The organism is Croceibacterium ferulae, from assembly GCF_003660445.1.
In the GTDB taxonomy this organism is placed as follows: Bacteria; Pseudomonadota; Alphaproteobacteria; order Sphingomonadales; family Sphingomonadaceae; genus Croceibacterium; species Croceibacterium ferulae.
This window is the reverse complement of sequence record NZ_QZVQ01000002.1, coordinates 185,973-204,099: the sequence shown is the minus strand read 5'-3', so window position 1 is coordinate 204,099 and position 18,127 is coordinate 185,973. Positions and strand designations below refer to the sequence as shown.

Annotated in this window: 13 protein-coding genes; 9 read left to right on the top strand and 4 right to left on the bottom strand. The window is 67.6% G+C overall.

Annotated features, from left to right (window positions below; translation table 11 throughout):
- Position 1 precedes the first annotated feature (1 nt).
- Positions 2–1,066: a PhoH family protein gene (locus tag D5S08_RS01675; protein ID WP_121114869.1), complete on the bottom strand. Its 1,065-nt coding sequence runs from the start codon at positions 1,064–1,066 to the stop codon at positions 2–4.
- 86 nt (positions 1,067–1,152) lie between these two features.
- On the bottom strand, positions 1,153–1,785 hold the full coding sequence (locus D5S08_RS01670; protein WP_121114867.1) for a hypothetical protein: 633 nt from the start codon (positions 1,783–1,785) through the stop codon (positions 1,153–1,155).
- Positions 1,786–1,941: 156 nt separating this feature from the next.
- Here D5S08_RS01670 and D5S08_RS01665 point away from each other — a divergent pair, with 156 nt between their 5' ends.
- From D5S08_RS01665 to trhO, 3 genes are all read left to right on the top strand, one after another.
- Positions 1,942–2,463, top strand: a complete 522-nt coding sequence (locus D5S08_RS01665; protein ID WP_121114865.1) for a hypothetical protein — start codon at positions 1,942–1,944, stop codon at positions 2,461–2,463.
- A 436-nt stretch (positions 2,464–2,899) separates the two neighbouring features.
- Positions 2,900–3,331: a hypothetical protein gene (locus tag D5S08_RS16330; RefSeq protein ID WP_126665469.1), complete on the top strand. Its 432-nt coding sequence runs from the start codon at positions 2,900–2,902 to the stop codon at positions 3,329–3,331.
- A 156-nt stretch (positions 3,332–3,487) separates the two neighbouring features.
- On the top strand, positions 3,488–4,483 hold the full coding sequence (gene trhO, locus D5S08_RS01660; protein WP_121114863.1) for an oxygen-dependent tRNA uridine(34) hydroxylase TrhO: 996 nt from the start codon (positions 3,488–3,490) through the stop codon (positions 4,481–4,483).
- Here trhO and D5S08_RS01655 read toward each other — a convergent pair.
- Entirely contained in the window at positions 4,453–5,865 is a 1,413-nt protein-coding gene (locus tag D5S08_RS01655; RefSeq protein ID WP_121114861.1) for a dihydrolipoyl dehydrogenase, read from the bottom strand. The genes trhO and D5S08_RS01655 overlap by 31 nt on opposite strands.
- A gap of 80 nt (positions 5,866–5,945) precedes the next feature.
- Positions 5,946–7,994, bottom strand: a complete 2,049-nt coding sequence (locus D5S08_RS01650) for a glycoside hydrolase domain-containing protein (RefSeq protein WP_121114859.1) — start codon at positions 7,992–7,994, stop codon at positions 5,946–5,948.
- 157 nt (positions 7,995–8,151) lie between these two features.
- Between D5S08_RS01650 and D5S08_RS01645 the strand changes: the two genes are divergently transcribed.
- The 6 genes from D5S08_RS01645 to D5S08_RS01620 all read left to right on the top strand — a co-directional run bounded on the left by D5S08_RS01645 (position 8,152) and on the right by D5S08_RS01620 (position 18,085).
- Positions 8,152–10,674 carry a TonB-dependent receptor gene (locus tag D5S08_RS01645; protein WP_121114857.1) on the top strand — a complete coding sequence of 841 codons (2,523 nt, stop codon included), beginning with the start codon at positions 8,152–8,154 and terminating at the stop codon, positions 10,672–10,674.
- Between the two features lie 17 nt (positions 10,675–10,691).
- On the top strand, positions 10,692–11,852 hold the full coding sequence (locus D5S08_RS01640; protein ID WP_121115437.1) for a YdcF family protein: 1,161 nt from the start codon (positions 10,692–10,694) through the stop codon (positions 11,850–11,852).
- 65 nt (positions 11,853–11,917) lie between these two features.
- A complete protein-coding gene (locus tag D5S08_RS01635) occupies positions 11,918–12,811 on the top strand; it encodes a pirin family protein (RefSeq protein WP_121114855.1) in 894 nt (297 codons plus the stop codon).
- Between the two features lie 187 nt (positions 12,812–12,998).
- The gene (locus D5S08_RS01630) at positions 12,999–15,797 is read left to right on the top strand and encodes a TonB-dependent receptor (RefSeq protein ID WP_241557161.1); all 2,799 of its coding nucleotides are present in this window, start codon (positions 12,999–13,001) and stop codon (positions 15,795–15,797) included.
- Positions 15,798–16,022: 225 nt separating this feature from the next.
- Positions 16,023–16,232, top strand: coding sequence for a hypervirulence associated TUDOR domain-containing protein (locus tag D5S08_RS01625; protein ID WP_039093890.1), 210 nt, complete (start codon positions 16,023–16,025; stop codon positions 16,230–16,232).
- Positions 16,233–16,300: 68 nt separating this feature from the next.
- Positions 16,301–18,085 (top strand): thiamine pyrophosphate-requiring protein, encoded by a 1,785-nt coding sequence (locus tag D5S08_RS01620; RefSeq protein ID WP_121114853.1) that lies wholly within the window; start codon positions 16,301–16,303, stop codon positions 18,083–18,085.
- Positions 18,086–18,127 lie beyond the last annotated feature (42 nt).

The following is an 18,127-nucleotide window of genomic DNA, read 5'->3' as shown; positions in this document are numbered from 1 at the left end:
ATCAGCTGCCGACGGAACCCGCGGCATCCTCTCCCTCGTAAGCCTCCACGATGCGACCCACGATCGGGTGGCGCACCACGTCGCCGGCGCCGAAGCGGGTCACGCCGATCCCCTCCACGCCCTCCAGCCGCTCGACCGCATCGGCGAGGCCGCTGTGCCTGGCGCCGCCGGGAATATCGACCTGACGAGGATCGCCGCACACCACCATCCGGCTGTTCTGGCCGAAGCGGGTGAGGAACATCTTCATCTGTTCGCGGGTGGTGTTCTGTGCCTCGTCCAGGATCACGAAGGCATCGGCCAGGGTGCGGCCGCGCATGAAGGCGATGGGCGCGATCTCGATCTCGCCACTGGCGATCCGCCGGTCCACCTGTTCGGGCGGCATGCAATCATACAGCGCGTCGTAAAGCGGGCGGAGGTAGGGATCGACCTTCTCCTTCATGTCGCCGGGCAGGAAGCCGAGCCGTTCGCCCGCCTCCACCGCCGGACGGCTGAGGATCAGGCGCTGCACGCTGCCGGTGATCAGCTGGCTGACCGCCTGCGCCACCGCCACATAGGTCTTGCCCGTGCCCGCCGGCCCCAGCGCGAAGATGATGTCGCGGCTGGCCAGCTGACGCATGTAGTCCGTCTGCATGTTGGTGCGCGGGACGATGGTCTTGCGCCGGGTGCGGATCATGATCGGCGGCGCCTTGGCATCGCCGGTGATGATGCCTTCCAGCACGGGTTCGTTGCTGAGCCCGATCAGCGAATCGATCGTGCCGGAATCCAGCGCCTGACCGGCCAGCATGCGTTCGTGCATGGCGATCAGCACCTGCCGGGCGCGGGCGACATCGTCCCCGGCGCCTTCGATCACCACGCGATTGCCGCGCGCGGCGATGAACACGCCCAGGCGGTTTTCGATCTGCACCAGATTGGCATCGAATTCGCCGAACAGGGCGCCAAGGATGACCTGTTCGTCAAACAGCACCTCCGCACGTTCCCGGCGCGCGGCGTCGCGGCGGTCTTCCGGGTGGAACCCCAGCGGGTCGGCGACGGAGTTTCCCCCGGCGCGGTGTGGTTTTCGTGCCATGCGCTCCCTTCAGGCAGGTCGGTAGAGATCAAGATTATGCCGCTGCCGCCGCTGCGCAAGGGTGGCTTGCAACAAGCGGTGGATTGTCATGCACTTGCCATGCGGGCCGGCCGGGAAGCGCTGGCGGGGGGTGACAGCAAACGGCGGAAGAAATCACGCAGGTCGGCCGGGCTGAACAGCTCGTCGGCCGGGTTGCCGGGCAAGTGACCAAGGTACCGGTCGAGCGCGTTCCCTTCCGACAACAGACGGGAATCGCACGGCTTTCTGTAGATCGCCGCCGGGCGGCCCTGCCACAGGCGGACGTGAAAGGGGCCAAGCAAGCCCAGTGCGCGCCGTTCCGCCCCTGTGAACTTCCACGCGGGCTGTGCCACCCCCCGGATCGCGGTGTCCCACGCCGCCCGGAACGAGCCTGCGCCGGCATGGCGGCGCAGGCGATAGGCGGATTCGCGCGACCGGAACGAGCCTGCGCCGGCATGGCGGCGCAGGCGATAGGCGGATTCGCGCGACAGGCCGATGGCGGCGGCGGCACGGCGCACGCAGCCGAACTGCGCCAGCAGGCCGATGAAGCGGGCCTGCCGCGCCGGCGTCCAGCCATCGCGCCGGGTGCGCAGCGGGACGGGGAGGAAGGGCGGCAGTTTCAGCCATGGCGTCCAGGGCCTGTGCGCGGGGCGCGAGGTGGCCTTGCGCTGGCGCTGCGTGCTGTTGCGGCGATTGCTCATGCGCGGGGGCGTAGGCGGCCGCGGGGTGAGTAGGAAAACGGTTTTGCGCGATGTGCCGATCACAGCAAGACGCCGCGCGGCCGGAACGGGTGGGAGTCGAACGGGTTGAGGGAGCAACCAGCACAGGCTGGCAGATATAATCGAGAGGGATATTTCATGGTACAGGCATCAGCCATTTTCGACAGCCACGCCGAAGCCGAGCGCGCCGTTTCCGAACTGCGCAGCGCCGGGGTGGACGATGTGAACCTGTCCGTCATCGCGCATCATGGCGGCACGACCACGACATCGTCCGGCGATGGCGAGATCACTGACGAGCATCACCGCAACGTGCTGCGCGGTATCCTGGGCGGCGGCGCGCTGGGCGCGGGCATCGGCATTGCCGCGCTGGCGATCCCGGGCGTGGGTCCGCTGGCCGCAGCCGGCGCCATCGCTGCCTCCGCAGCGCCCGAAGCGCTGGCGATCGGTGCGGGCATCGGCGCCCTGGGCGGTACGCTGAACGAGACGCTGACGAAGCATGGCGTCGAAAAGGAAGATGCCGATTATTACGGCAGCCGCCTGAAGGATGGCGGCGTGGTCGTCACCGTCAGTGACTCCAGCATCGATCCGTCGGTGGCGCGCGAAGTGCTGTACCGCAATGGCGGGCACAACGCCTCGCAGACGCGTTCCGCGGCGGTCTGATCTCAAGGAAGGGCCGGGGAGATGATCTCCGGCCCTTTTTTTGCGTCAGGATGGTGTCGGGAAAAGGTGGAGGGCGGACAATCCTCCCCTGGCGGGGGAGGGGGACCATGCGCAGCATGGTGGATGGGCACGCGCCACCTCTCAAGAACCTGGTATCAGACGTCCGGAGAGGCGGCGGGTGCCCCTCCACCCCTCGCTCCGCGAGCGGTCCCCCTCCCCGTGCCGGGGAGGATCTCAGGTCCGCTATGGGTGGGAAGCGGACGTTGCTAAGATCGTGCATTGCTGCAAGCACGCACCTATGAAGGGTGAAGAACAATCCGGGGACTGGCATCGTCGCGCCAGAGGGTGCGGTTGCCTTCTATTAGTTTTCGTTGCGCTGCCCCTTCTCCTTCTTCGAGCATGCCAATGGTCTGACGCTCACCCATCGGACGACGTTATGGTGGACGAGTTTAGGCGCAATCAGGCCGTCTTCGATGAGCTTAGAGCAATGGTTGCCCAAGAGCCGCGAGTTACCCGCGTAGCGAGAGACTTCATCTGGATAGATGGGGTGCTAAATGTCCCGGAAGCGGAACGTCCAAGTCACCTGCCCGACAATCGATTAGCTCGCTACCGCGTCCTGTTTGATCAGCTCAAGCTAGAAAGTGGAGTGATCCGCTATGAGGACGGTAGTGTCGGCTTCCTGCGGAGTAGCAGTGGTATGGTCACTGGCGGTTCCAGTAAGGAGTTCATTTGGTCTAAAAATATCAACGCGCCCGAACTCGCTTTATCGGGCTCGAGCAGTCTTAAGGATGCTTGCGTCCCGAAAACAGCTTGCGTCGCTACTCGGAAAGTAGCGCCGGAATGGTTTATCTCGCTTGAAAGCCACTGACGTCCGCTACGGGGCGTTAGCTGCAGGCGCACAATAGCAGCGTTGCGCCATGCCCCTCCACCAGCCTGCGCTGATCCCCCTCCCCATGCTGCGCATGGGAGGATCGAACCGCGCGAAGGCATTAGCGTGCGGACGCAACGGTGCTATCGGGCGGCGATGCCTGCCGCCACCGAACTTCAGCAGCCGCCGATCCGGGTGGCTGCCCTGTACCGCTTCGCTCGGTTCGACGACCCTGCCGCCCTGCGCCCCGCGGTGGCGGAAAGCTGCCGCGCGCAAGGCATTCGCGGCACGCTGCTGCTGGCGACGGAGGGGATCAACGGCACCATTGCCGGGGCGCCCGAGGCGATCGACGCGGTGGTGGCGCAGATCCGCGCGCTGCCCGGCTGTGCGGATCTGGAGGTGAAGTTCGCGGAAGCGGAGACGATGCCGTTCCACCGGCTGAAGGTGCGCGTGAAGCGCGAGATCGTGACGCTGGGCGAGCCGGCGATCGATCCGGAGCGGGAGGCCGGCACCTATGTCGAGCCGGAGGACTGGAACGCGCTGATCGCCGATCCGGACACGATCGTGATCGACACCCGCAACGATTACGAGGTGGCGATCGGCAGCTTCGCCGGGGCAATCGACCCCGGTACGCGCAGCTTCAGCGACTTTCCCGGGTGGTTCCGGGAGCAGCGGGACGCGCTGCTGGGTCAGGGGCGTGCGCCGAAGGTGGCGATGTTCTGCACCGGTGGCATCCGCTGCGAGAAGTCCACCGCCTTCCTGAAACGCGAAGGGGTGGACGAGGTGTTCCACCTGAAGGGCGGAATCCTGCGCTATCTGGAGACCGTGCCGGAGCAGGAGAGCCTGTGGCGGGGCGAGTGCTTCGTGTTCGATGCGCGGGTGAGCGTGGGGCATGGTCTGGCACCGGGCACCACGCAAGTGTGCCATGCCTGCCAGCGCACGGTCAGCGCCGAGGATCAGGCCTCCGCCCTGTTCGAGCCCGGGGTCAGCTGCGCCGCCTGCCACGGCGAGCGGACGGAGGACCAGCGCGCCGCGTATCGCGAGCGGCATCGGCAGGTCGCGCTGGCCGCCGCGCGGGGGCAGCCGCATATCGGGCGGCGGGCGGATCAGGCGCCCAAAGATCAGGCCCCGGGCGGCGTGCCGGAGTCCTGATCCACGGGCAGGTCGATCGGGGTGGCCTTGCAGATCGTGCGCAGCGCCTGTTTCAGCCCTTCCTCCAGCGTGGGATGGTAGAAGGGCAGTTCCAGCATCTCCGACCCGGTCAGGCGCCGCTCGATCGCCCAGGCGAGCATGTGGGCCAGATGCTCCCCGCCGGGCGCCACCAGATCGGCGCCGATCAGCCGCCCGTCGGGCGCGGCGGCGTAGAGGGTGAGCGTGCCTTCGTTGCGCCCCTCCACCCGCGCGCGGCCCTGGTCGCCATAATCGGCCGTGCCGGTGACCGCGCCCTTCGTCTCCGGGTCGCCGATGGTGGCGACGGGAGGATCGGTGAATGTGATGCTGAAGGGCACATGGCGCGGCGTGCGGATCGGCGCGGGGAAGGCGGCGGCGTTGCGGCCGGCGATCGCGCCGTCATGCGATGCCTCATGCAGCAGCGGCAGGTCGGCGGCGACGTCGCCCGCCAGGAATACGGCGCTGTCGCCGCAGCGCATGGTGCGGCGGTCGTGGCAGGGGACGCCGTGATCGTCCAGCTCCAGCCCGGCGCGGTCGAGGTCGAGCCCGTCGAGATTGGGCGGGCGGCCCAGCGCGGCGAGCACCATGTCGAACTCGGCCTCTCCGCTGCTGTCGCCGTTCCAGCGGATGCGGACGCCACCGGCGGTGCGTTCGGGCAGGACGGCGACGCCCCCATGCACCGCCATGTCGCGTTCGATGATCGCCTGCAGGGTGGCGCGGACCTTGGGGCAGCGCAGCTTGATTAGGCTGTGGCCGCGGTCGAACAGCGTGACCTCCACGCCCAGCCGGGCCATGGCCTGCGCCAGTTCGACGCCGATGGAGCCGGAGCCGACCACCGCCAGCCGGCGGGGCAGGTCGGGCAGGTCCCACACATTGTCGCTGGTCAGCAGCCGGTCGCCCAGCGCCGCGAAGGGTGGCGGCACCAGCGGGCTGGAGCCGGTGGCGATGATGATGGCGCGGGCCTGTATGGTGCGGCCGTCGTCCAGCTGCAGGCGGTCCGGCCCGATGAAACGGGCGCGGGCGCGCACGGCCTTGGCAGGATCGCGCTTGTCCAACGCGTCGCGGGTGTGTGCGGCGAAGCGGTCGCGTTCGGCGCGGACCCGGCGCATGACCGCGGGGCCGTCGATCGTGACATCGCCGACCTTGATGCCGAACAGCTCCGCGCGGGCGATCCGGTGCGCTTCGGTGGCGGCGGCGATCAGCAGCTTGGAGGGCATGCAGCCGACATTGGCGCAGGTGGTGCCGTTGAAGCTGGGGTCGATCAGCAGGGTGGACGCGCCGTTGCGGCGGGCGGCACGCTCTGCGGCGAGGCCGGCGGTGCCGGCGCCGATCACCGCCACGTCGCAGGTGAGGGTGTCAGCCATGGGGGTGAATCATCAGGTGAAGCGTTCCGGTTCCGTGCATGCTGCCACCCGAACGGCTGGAATGGGGCAGGGGTTTCCGGTCACCTGCCGACGCGCAGCTCCCCGCCGTCGGCCAGCGCCGCGTGCGGCACGAAGGCGCTGTCCAGCGGCGTGCCGTTCCAGCGGGTCGGTGTGCCTTCCGGCCCGCGGGTGATCGTCAGGCGGCGGTCCCGGGGCAGCATGATCGTGACGTGATCGAAGGCGGGCGCCGCCACCAGATATTCGGGGCGGCCCGGCACCAGCGGGTACAGGCCCATCGATGCCCAGACATACCAGGCCGCCATGCCGCCAGCATCATCGTCCATCCCGTCGGCATAGCCGACCGGGTCGAGCGCGAAGCTGCGACCGTGCCACGGCGCCGCGCGCTTGCCGGCATTGGTGTACCAGTGGTCCATCGGGTGGTTCAGGATGGTGTCGACCAGCGCGCGCGTGCGATCCGGCTGGCCGGCGGCGGCGAACAGGAAGGGAGTCTGGATGTCGGGCTGGTTGGTCATGTTGAACAGGCCGTCGGCGAAGAACCGGTCCAGCTCCGCCAGGAAGCGGGTGCGGCCCAGCCCCTCGTCCATCAGCCAGTCGAGGTCGAACACCGGCGCCCAGCGATATTGCCACAACGTGCCCTGATACAGGCCGCGCGCCTTCACCACGTCGAAATCGGGCGCGATGTCGCGGAAGGTCTCCAGCCACATGGGGCGGTAGGACAAGGCATCCGCGCGCAGCCGTTCGGCGCGGTACGTGTCGCCCAGGTCGGCGGCCAGTTCGGCGGCGGCCCAGACGTCGTAGGCAGTCTCGATCTGCTGGTCCGGCGTGGCGCGGGGCAGGGTGGCGAGTTCCGCCTCCATCAGGGGCAGCACCTGCGCCGCGTCGAAACCGCCGATGCCCTTGCGCCGGAAATCGAGCAGCGCGACGCCGGCATGTTCGGTCCGCACGGTGATGAAGGGCTCGCTGTCGGTCGCCCATTGCGCCTTGCCCGCCAGGTACAGCTCCGCCAGCGAGGCGGCGATGTCGGCGGAGCGGTCGGGATCGAGCAGCGCCAGCAGCGGTAGCTGCGTGCGGTAATTGTCCCAAACGGCCCAGCCGGCATAGCGATGATGGCCAGCGGGCACCTGCTGCAGCGATCCGTCCGACCGGCGGTAGCGGCCATCCGCATCGTCGATCCGCGCCGGCGTCTGCATGGTGCGGAACAGGTGGGTGTAGAACAGGCGGGTCGCCTCCCCGTCGCCGGGCACCGCCACCCGCGCGAGTTCGCGGGACCACGATGCGCGCGCCTCCGCCCGCAGCTCCTCCACGGAGCGATCGCCGATCTGCTGCGCGAGGACATTGGCGGCCGATGCCGGATCGACCACGGACAGGCCGGTGCGCAGTTCCACCCGGTCGCCCGCCTGCACCGCAAGATCGAAGACCAGCCGGTCGCCGTCCAGCACGGTGGGCGCGGCGGTCACCGGCGTCCCGTTCAGTCGCAGCTGCGATGCGGAGGACAGGTGATAGATGCCTTCGTCACACACAGTGCCGGCAGACATGCGGGCGCGCAGGTCGGCGCCCGATGCGCCCTGGGTCCATTCGGCGGAGTGGCGTTTGGTGTAGCTGTGGCGCGGGTCGATCACCAGCCGCACATTTCCGGCGTGGGGCAGGGTGAAGCGGACGATCCCGGCGGCGCCGTTCGCCGCCAGCTCCGCCGCGATCCCGCCGCCATATTGCACGCTGTACCAGCCGGGACCGGCCCGTTCGGTGGCCTTGTCCATCAGCCAGGGGCCGCTCTCCGCGCCATAACCCAGCGCGACATGCAGATCACCGCCACCGCCGCCGCAACCCACGCCCACGGCGCGGGTATGAGAAAAGCCGGTCAGCTGGCTGGCCGCGTGATCATAGCCCGCATGCTGCGCCGGATCGGTATCGGGGGACAGCTGGACCATGCCGTAAGGTCCGGTCGCCGCCGGTGTCAGCTGCCCGTGATCGCCCGAGGTGCCGACGAACGGATCGACGAGATCGACGGGTTCCGGCGCGGTGTCCTGCGCCTGGGCGGCGTTCGGGCAAAGCACCGCCGTGGCGAGGATGGCGAACGGTGCGGCGAGGCGTGGCAGGGCGATCAGCATGAGCCCCACTTATGGCCCGATTATGACACCGCCATGGCCATTTCGCACCTGCACAAAACTTCGCGCCATCGACACCGATGTGTCACAAACCGGCGGCAGTTGGACCCCACGTGCCGCCAGCAGGGTGGCGCAGCACGACAACGTGACAAGGGTCCAAATGTACAAGATCATGCTCGTTTCCGGCGCCGCGATCGCGGCGATCGGCACCTCTCTCGCCGCGCAGGCGCAGGATGCCACCGCTGCTGCCACGCAGGCCGATGCCCGCGCCGCCGCCATCGCGACCCAGGAGGTTGCGGACGGTCCGGCCGGGTCGGAGATCATCGTCACGGGCGCGGCCCGCGCACAGCGCCGCTTCGACGCGTCCTATGCCATCAACACGCTGAACCAGGACACGATCGCCAAGATCGCGCCGCTGAACTTCGCCGACCTGATCGGCCAGCTGCCCGGCTTCCAGACGGAAAGCACCGGCGGCGAGGTGCAGAACATCTACCGCATCCGCGGCCTGCCCAATGATGGCGGCTTTGTCTCGTTCCAGCAGGACGGCCTGCCGCTGTTCCACGAGAATGACGGTGTGTTCTTCCGCGGCGACGCAATCCTGCGGCAGGACATCATGACGCAGCGGCTGGAAGTCGTGCGCGGCGGTCCGGCGCCGGTCTTTGCCAGCTATTCCGGTGCGATCATCAATGCCATCACCCGCGAAGGCGGCGACACGCCGGCTGGCGGGGCGCAGGTCACGCTGGGCGATACCGGCCTGTACCGGCTGGACGCGTACCAGTCCGGCCCGCTGGGCGGCGACACCTATTATGCGGTCGGCGGCTTCATCCGCCATCATGACGGGTACCGCGACAACGGCTTCCCCAATGATCGCGGCGGGCAGATCCGCGCCAATATCCGGCACGATCTGGAGAACGGCTACGTCAAGGTCAGCGCCAATTACGTCAACGACAAGAACGTGTTCTACCTGCCGATCCCCATCAACGATCCGCGCGATCCGTCCCGCAGCCTGGACCCGTTCATCGACTATTTCGACGGCACGATGAACTCGCCGGCATTCCGCAGCGTCACCATCCCGTACCGTACCGGCACCGGGCAGACGGACAGCCGCACCACCGACCTGGCGGACGGCCGCCACATGCGGATGTTCAATGCCGGCCTGCAATATGAGGCCGAGTTCGACGACTGGCTGGTGTCCGCCAAGGTGGGTTACACGCGGGGCAAGAACCGGTTCACCGCCTTCTATTCCACCACCAACCCGGCCGATGCCGACAGCTTCGCCAATGGCTATCTCGCCCGCGCCACTGCCGCCTTCGGCCCGGTCGCGCAGTTCGGCTATACCCTGGCGGGGACCGACAACGTCTATTACCCGGACGAGGATTCCGGCCTGGTGATGCAGGGCCAGTATCGCGACGTCGCATCCGACTTCTATTCGGCGCAGGGCAATTTGTCGGTCGCCAAGCGGTTCGAGACGGGGCTGGGCAGTCACGACATCACCGTGGGCCTGTATGGCAGTTTCTACGGGCAGGACCGCTTCTACGCCTACCAGAACTACCTGATCGAGGTGGCCGGCACGCCGCGCACGCTGGATCTGGTGGCCTACAATGCGGCGGGCGGCGAGGTCGGGCGGGTGACCGACAATGGCGTGCTGAACTATGCCGCCACGCTAAATGGCGGGGACAGCGATGCGCAGATGTTCGCCATCTACGCCAACGACACCTGGGAGATCGTGCCGGGGCTGCGCATCGATGCCGGCATCCGGCACGAGCAGTACGACTATTCGGGTTATGGGCAGCTGACGGAGCAGGTCAATCTGGGCGATCCCGCCACCCTGGCCGATGACGCCACGCGCGGCTTCACCGGGCAGATCCTGAGCCGCGACCTCGATACGGAGGCGACCAACTGGACGGTCGGCGCCAATTACGACTTCAGCGACTGGATCGGCGTGTATGCCCGCGCGAGCCATCTGGAGACGCCGCCCAACGTGCAGTCGGTGATGGAGGTGAGTTCCAACCCGGTGTTCGTCACCACCATTGCCGACCAGTACGAAGTCGGGCTGAAGCTGGCGAGCGGCCGGTCCTATCTGTACGCCACCGGCTTCTATTCCAACTTCGATCCGCTGAACGCGTCCTTCCTGGCGTTCGACCCGAGCACGGGCCGCAACGACGTGAACGTGCCCTTCATCGGCGAGGCGCAGATCCTGGGCGTGGAGCTGGACGGTGCGCTGGCGGTGACGCCCTGGTTCACGCTGAACGGCGCGCTGACGATCAGCGACCCCAAATACAAGAATTTCCAGTCCACCACCGGTGCCGACCCCGAGCAGGTGGAAGGCAACCAGATCACCCGCCAGCCCAAGGTCTATGGCAATATCCGCCCGTCCTTCGACTTCGCGACGGGGGGAGCCGACGTGTCGGTCTATGGCCGATACACCTATATGGGGGAGCGGTTCGTCGACCTGTACAACAACACCGCGCTGCCGGCCTATGGCACGGTGGGCGCGGGTGTCACCGTCAGCCGCGGGCCGTGGCAGGTGCAGATCGTGGGTGACAACCTGTTCAACGAGGAAGGCCTGACCGAAGGCAACACCCGCACGGACTTGCTGGCCGGGCAGGGCAGTGCGGAGGCGATCTATGGCCGCCCGATCTTCGGCCGCAATGTCCGCCTGGTCGTGGGCCTGAACTGGTGAGCCCGGCGCGATCGGTGATGCGGGCGGCGCTTCTGGCCGCCGCCTGCGCCCTCTCCGCCCCGGCGCTGGCGCAGGTGGCGGAGCCGGCGGCGGTGGAGGATGCCGCCTTCTCCGCGCTGTCACAGCGGCTGTTCCCGCTGTTCACCAAGCTTGCCGGGGATCGCCCGGCCATGATCGCGGTGACGGAAAGGCCGGGCATGGGGCAACTCATGTCCGCCCGCGCGCAGCGGCAGGCCGCCTGCCGGCAGGAGCCCGGCTGCATCGCGCAGGCGCTGGTGTGGCAGGAGGACGAGATCGCCACCCTGGCGGCTGCGCTGCCGGCGACGCTGACCGCCTTCGACGACGGCGTGGCCGCGCAGGCCATGCGCGAGCTGGCGGGCGTGAACGTGATCCTGCGCACCTATGGCCTGGGACAGGTGCCGACCTATGCGGAGATCGACGGGGCGGGCGCGATCGGCCCGGCCGAACGCCGCGCCTGGCTGCAGGCGGCATCGTGGCTGTCGGAGGTGCCGCGGGCCGGATCGCTGCAGCGGCTGGACCGATCCTTCGACTTCGCGCTGTCCCTGCTGGACGGCAGCACGCGGACCGATGCGGTCGCGCATCTGCCGCTGGATGAGGGGCTGAACGAGGGCGCCTTTGCCCGGGCGCGGCGGACCGACTGGGACGACTATCGTTACACCGCGCTGATCGTCACCGGCATCGGGCCGGAACTGGCGGACATGCCGCTGAGCCCCGGCGGCAAGTATCACCTGCGGCTGGCCGCGCAGCAATTCGCGGCCGGGGACGCGCCGTTCATCATCGTGTCGGGCGGGCGGGCGCATCCCTTCGCCACGCGCTTCACCGAAGCGGTGGTGATGCGCGATGCCCTGATCACCCGCTATGGCATTCCGGCCGACCGGATCGTGATCGACCCGCATGCCCGGCATACCACCACCAACATGCGCAACGCCGCGCGCCTGCTGATGGCGATGGGCGCGCCGCTGGATCGGGACACGCTGGTCGTGTGCAATCCGGTGCAGAGCGCCAATATCGGCAGCGAGGCCTTTGTCGCACGCAATGGGCGCGAGCTGGGCTATGCGCCGGGTGTCGCGGGCGCGCGGATCAGCCCGACGCTGCTCGAATGGCGGCCTGACGCGGCATCCGCCCGGATCGACCCGCGCGATCCGCTGGATCCCTGAGGCAGCGATTGCCGCCCCTTCCGGTTCTGCTCTAGGAGAGAATGGCAATCGGAAGGGGAACCACCATGATCGAGATGATCATCGAGCAACGACGTCGCAGCCTGGGCGGCGGCATGGAAGTGGGCCGGGTGCTGCCCTTCGCCAAACGGCGCATGGTCGGCCCGTTCATCTTCTTCGACCATATGGGCCCGCTGGATCTGGCGCCCGGTATCGGCCGCGATGTGGATGTGCGCCCGCATCCGCATATCGGGCTGGCGACGGTGACCTATCTGTTCTCCGGCGAGATCATGCATCGCGACAGTCTGGGCTACGAACAGGCGATCCGCCCGCAGGAGGTCAACTGGATGACCGCGGGCAGCGGTATCACCCACAGCGAACGGTTCGAACGCGCGCGGGCGGTGGGCGATCACCTGCACGGCATCCAGGCCTGGGTCGCGCTGCCGGATGGCGAGGAGGAGATCGCGCCGTCCTTCTCCCACCATGCAGGCGACGACCTGCCGCACTGGGTAGACGGCGGGGTGTCGGGGCATCTGATCGCCGGCAGCGCCTACGGCCTGACGGCGGGGGCGCAGACCCGGTCGCCGCTGTTCTACGCGCATCTCGACATGGCGCCGGGCGCGACGGCGGAAATCCCGGGCGGTCACAAGGAGCGTGCGCTGTATATCTCGGCCGGCGCGGTGGAGCTGGGTGGCACGCGGTACGAAAGCGGGCAGATGCTGGTGCTGGGCGCGGCAGCGTCGCGCGTGACGGCGCAGGAGCGGTCGACGGTGATGGTGCTGGGCGGGGAGCCGGTGGGCGAGCGGTTCATCTACTGGAACTTCGTGTCGTCCTCCAAGGATCGCCTGGGGCAGGCGGCGGCGGACTGGCAGGCCGGCCGGATGAAGCTGCCGGATGCGGATGATGCGGAATTCATCCCGCTGCCGGACGGACCGGCACCCTCCGCCCCCGCAATGTCGTAGGGTGACCGGCCGGCCATGGAGGAGATTGCCCAATAAACAGGCAGCAAAGCGCGGCAAATGTGCAACATGGTCGTCCCAAACTGTGCGGCATCCGACCACAATCTGAGATTGACAGCTAGGCAAGGGAGCGGGGCGGCGCTAGGCGGCGGGAGGATCGGTGGTCACAGAACCGCCAGCACTTCAGAGGATGCAGATTTTCATGCGCTCCACGCTACCCCTTTCGGCCGCTCGTACCTCCTTCGCCGCGCTGGCGATCGCACTGGTGACGGCGCTGCCGGCTTCCGCGCAGGAAGTGTCCACGCAGGCGGCCGGGGAAGACCAGCCGACCGAGCCGGTTGCGGATGCGCCCGCCGGCGACGAGATCGTCGTCACCGGCATCCGCGCCTCGCTGGCCAGCGCGCTGAGCGCCAAGCGCGATTCCGCGCAGGTGATCGACGCCATCTCTGCCGAAGATATCGGCAAGTTCCCTGACAAGAACATCGGCGAGGCGCTGCAGCGCGTCACCGGCGTGCAGATCAGCCGCGCCGGCGGCGAAGGCCAGAGCATCTCCATCCGTGGTGCCGAGCCGGCGCTGAACCGCGTCGAGATCAATGGCCAGACGGCGCTGTCCACCAATGTCGGCGGCGGCCGCGCGGTCGAGTTCCGCGACCTGCCGGTGGAATTCGTCAACCGCCTGGAAGTGGTGAAGTCTGCCACCCCCGACATGACCGAGGGCGGCCTGGGCGGCACCGTGCGGATCATCACCCGCCGGCCGTTCGACGGCAATGGCGAGTCCTACATCGCCGGCTCTGCCCAGGGCATCTACAGCGAGCTGTCGCAGCGGATCGACCCCAAGTTCGCGCTGATCGGCAGCACGCTGTTCAATGACGACACGATGGGCCTGCTGGTGTCCGCCACCTACGAGGAGCGCAGCCTGTGGTACGACCAGCTGCGCACCACCGGCTGGCGCCAGATCGACCGCGATCCGGCGACCGCCGGCATGCAGGCGCTGGACCTGAACAATGACGGCACCGGTGACTTCTACCCCGACATTCCGCGCCCGATCATCAATCGCGAGCTGACCAAGCGCGGATCCATCAACGGCATCTTCGAATGGCGCCCGACCGATGATCTGCGCATGTTCGTGGAAGGCACTCACACCCGGTCCGACATGGAGCTGGACAGCCAGTTCCTGCAGCTGGGCACGGTGCAGAACATCGCCAATGGCGGCGTCGATATCGGCAGCGCCGTGATCGGCCCCGACAACACGGCGCAGAGCGTGACCTTCCTGGGCGGCCTGGCCGCACCGAACGGGCTGAGCGCCGCCTACCGCAACATCCTGGGCACGCAGGAGCGGCGGACCACCAACGCGCAGGCCGGCTTCGAATGGACGACCGGCCAGCTGACGCTGAAGGGCAGCGGCAGCTACGCCAAGGCGCGCGCCTTCAATGACGAGGTCAATGCCACCGCGACGGCGCAGGGCCTGTCGAGCCTGACGATCGATTACAACAACGATCAGCAGGCGCCGAACATCACCCTGCCGATCGACCAGACGACCGCGCAGGGCATCACCCAGCTGATCGTGCTGAGCCGCCCGCGCTTCAACAATCAGGAAGAGATCAGCGGCAAGTTCGATGCCGAGTACGAGCCGACCGGCGGGTTCTTCACCTCGTTCAAGACGGGCGTGCAGTATCGCCAGCTGAGCGCGGACAGCATCTATTACGACAAGGCGCTGACGCTGAACGGCGCGACCGGCACGACCACGCTGAACAATTTCGACCGCGGCACCAGCACCACGGTGGTGCAGTCGACGGAAACGCCGATCGCGCTGATCCAGCGTATCCAGGGCATCGTTGCGGCCAATGCCACGCTGGGTGACCACGACTTCTTCGGTGGGGCCGATCGCGGCTATACCGGCGGGATCAATCGCTGGCTGAACCTGGGCATGAACCTGGCCGATGCCGTGGGCGTGCCCGACGCCTATGACAATCCGGTGCCGCTCGACACCTGGGAGGTCAAGGAGGACAACTGGGCCGGTTACGCGCAGGCCGCATTCGAGGTCGATCTCGGCGTGATCGTGAAGGGTGTGGCTGGTGCCCGCGTGGTGGACACCAAGACGACGTCCGACGGTTTCCAGGTCCAGAACGGCATCATCACCCCGATCTCGTTCGATGGCGGATACACGGAGTTCCTGCCTTCCATCAACCTGACGGCGGAGCTGATCCCGAACCGGCTGCAGGCGCGCGCCACCGCCACCGAAGTGCTGGCCCGTCCGCTGCCGCAGCAGCTGGCCCCGCGCTTCACGCTGGACGTGGTCGGCCTGACCGGTTCGCGCGGCAATCCCGACCTGGAGCCGTACCGTGCGCGGCAGTACGATCTGGGTCTGGAATATTACTTCAACAATGTGAGCTATGTGTCGGCGACCTATTTTCGCAAGGAAATCGGATCCTTCGTGCAGAACACGACCGAGCCCTACACCGATCCGGCAACCGGCACCGTCTATGCCATCAACGTGCCGTCCAACGGCACCGAGAAGGTGACAATCAACGGCGCCGAAGTGGGCGGTCAGTACATCTTCGACTTCCTGCCGGGTCCGCTGGCCAATATCGGCCTGCTGGCGAACTACACCTTCTCCGACGATAGCGGTTACGAGGAGACGGACTTCTTCACCGGCGGTCCGCTGTCCTTCCCCGGCCTGTCGCGCCACAGCTACAACGTGTCGGCCTTCTACGAGGACGATGTGTTCAGCATCCGTGGGTCGTACAACTGGCGGTCCGAGTACCTGATCACCGCACTGGGCCGTGGTAACAATCCGGAATTCGGCGAAGCCTATGGCCAGCTGGACGCATCCGCCGGGTTCAACATCAACGAGAACGCATCGCTGTTCTTCGAGGCCGTGAACCTGACCAATGCCGTCCGGATCGAGAACGCCAACAGCGAATATCGCCGGACCATCCTGGAAACGTTCGGCCGCCGGTTCTACGCCGGTCTGCGCCTGCGTTACTGATCGGACATGGCGAGATGATGGTGGGGGCCGGGCCCCTGCCATCCTCCGCCGTGCTGGCCCTATCCTGCGAGTGGCAGGCACAAAGGCGGTCCCGGCGGGGCCGCCTTTGGCATGTCTGCGGCGGGTTCATCGGCGCCCGATGGCCAGCGGAACGGACCGGGCGATCAGTCGCTGTCAGGTGATGCACTGCCGTGCACATCATGTGCCGACCGTGGGAGAGACCGCATGACCAAGGATCTGAAAGCCGGCGATCACGTGAAGTGGGATACGCCGCAGGGCGAGACGACCGGCAAGGTTGTGAAGAAGGAAACCGGAACCACCAAGGCGGGCGGCCACACCGCCAAGGCCAGCAAGGACGACCCGCAATATCGCGTGAAGAGCGACAAGTCGGGCAAGGAAGCCGTGCACAAGCCGGATGCCCTGAAGAAGAAGTGAAGAGCCAGCCTGCCATGGGCCGGCGGTCCATGGCGGCGCTGCCGCCAATGTGACGAAAGGGCCGGACCATGGCTGAGATGACCAGCGACTTCTTCGTGACCCGTTTGAAGGCGTGGGGCGTCTCCCGCATCTATGGCTATCCCGGCGATGGCATCAACGGCGTGCTGGGCGCGTTGCAGCGGGCCGAGAAGGCGGGCGACGGCATCGAGTTCATCCAGGTGCGGCACGAGGAGATGGCCGCCTTCATGGCGGCTGCCCATGCCAAGTTCAGCGGCGAGCTGGGCGTGTGCCTGTCGACCGGCGGCCCCGGCGCCACGCATCTGCTGACTGGGCTGTATGATGCCAAGCTGGACCATGTGCCCGTTCTGGCGATCGCCGGGCAGGCGGAAAGCACCGTGCGCGGCGCCAGTTACCAGCAGGAGCTGAACCTCGACCGCATCTTCTCCGACGTGGCCGGCTATGTGCAGGAGGTGACCGCGCCGGCGCAGCTGCGCCATGTCACCGACCGCGCGATCCGCATCGCCATCGCCGAACGCGACGTGTCCGTGGTGGTGCTGCCCAAGGATGTGCAGGACCAGCCTTACGAGGAGCCGGCGCAAGCGCATGGCTTCACCCGCTCGGGTACCGGCTATTCGCGCCCCAGCGTCGTGCCGCAGGCGGCGGATCTGGCGCGCGCGGCGGAGGTGCTGAATGCCGGGTCGAAGGTCGCCGTCCTGATCGGCGCCGGTGCCCGCAACGCAGCGTTCGAGGTGGTGCAGGTGGCGGACGTGCTGGGCGCCGGTGTCGCCAAGGCGCTGCTGGCCAAGGACGTGCTGCCCGACGACCTGCCCTTCGTCACCGGCGCGATCGGCCTGCTAGGCACGAAGCCGTCATCCGACATCATGCGCGATTGCGACACGCTGCTGATGATCGGCACGGGCTTTCCCTGGGCGGAGTTCCTGCCGCCCGATGGGCAGGCGCGGGCGGTGCAGATCGACCTCGACCCAGCGATGCTGGGCTTGCGTTATCCGGTGGAGGTGAACCTGCATGGCGATGCGGCGGAAACGCTGCGCGCGCTGCTGCCGCTGCTGGTACGCAAGCAGGATCGTGCCTGGCAGGGGCAGATCGAGGATGCCGTCGCCAGCTGGTGGCAGACGATCGAGGCGCGGGCGATGGCGGCGGCCAACCCGGTCAACCCGCAGCGGGTGGTGTGGGAAATGTCGCCCCGCCTGCCGGCCGATGCGATCGTCACGTCGGATTCCGGATCCTGCGCCAACTGGTATGCGCGCGACTGGCGGGTGAAGGAAGGCCAGCGTGGCTCCCTGTCGGGCGGGCTGGCGTCGATGGGCGCGGCGGTGCCTTATGCGATCGCCGCCAAGTTCGCGCATCCGCACCGCCCGGTGGTGGCGCTGGTGGGTGACGGGGCGATGCAGATGAGCAATCTGGCGGAGCTGATCACCATTCAGAAATACTGGGAGCGCTGGAGCAATCCGCGGCTGGTGATCTGCGTGTTCAACAATGGCGACCTGAACGAGGTGACGTGGGAGCAGCGGGTGATGGAGGGCAATCCCAAATTCCCCACCACGCAGGATCTGCCCGATGTGCCCTATGCCCGCTTTGCCGAGATGATCGGGTTGCATGGCATATATGTCGACGATCCGGAGGCACTGGCGCCTGCCTGGGACCGCGCCTTGGCGGCGGATCGACCCACGGTGATCGAGGTGAAGACCGATCCCGACGTCGCGCCATTTCCGCCGCATCTGACCTTGCAGCAGGCCAAGGGGTTCATGTCGTCGATGGTGAAGGGGGATGAAGGCGCGGCGGCGGTGCTGGCCAATACGGCGCGGCAGGTCATCAAGGGCATCACGGGATAGCCGGTAGCCCTTGCGGCCGGCTGGTGCCCGGTTGCAGGCAGG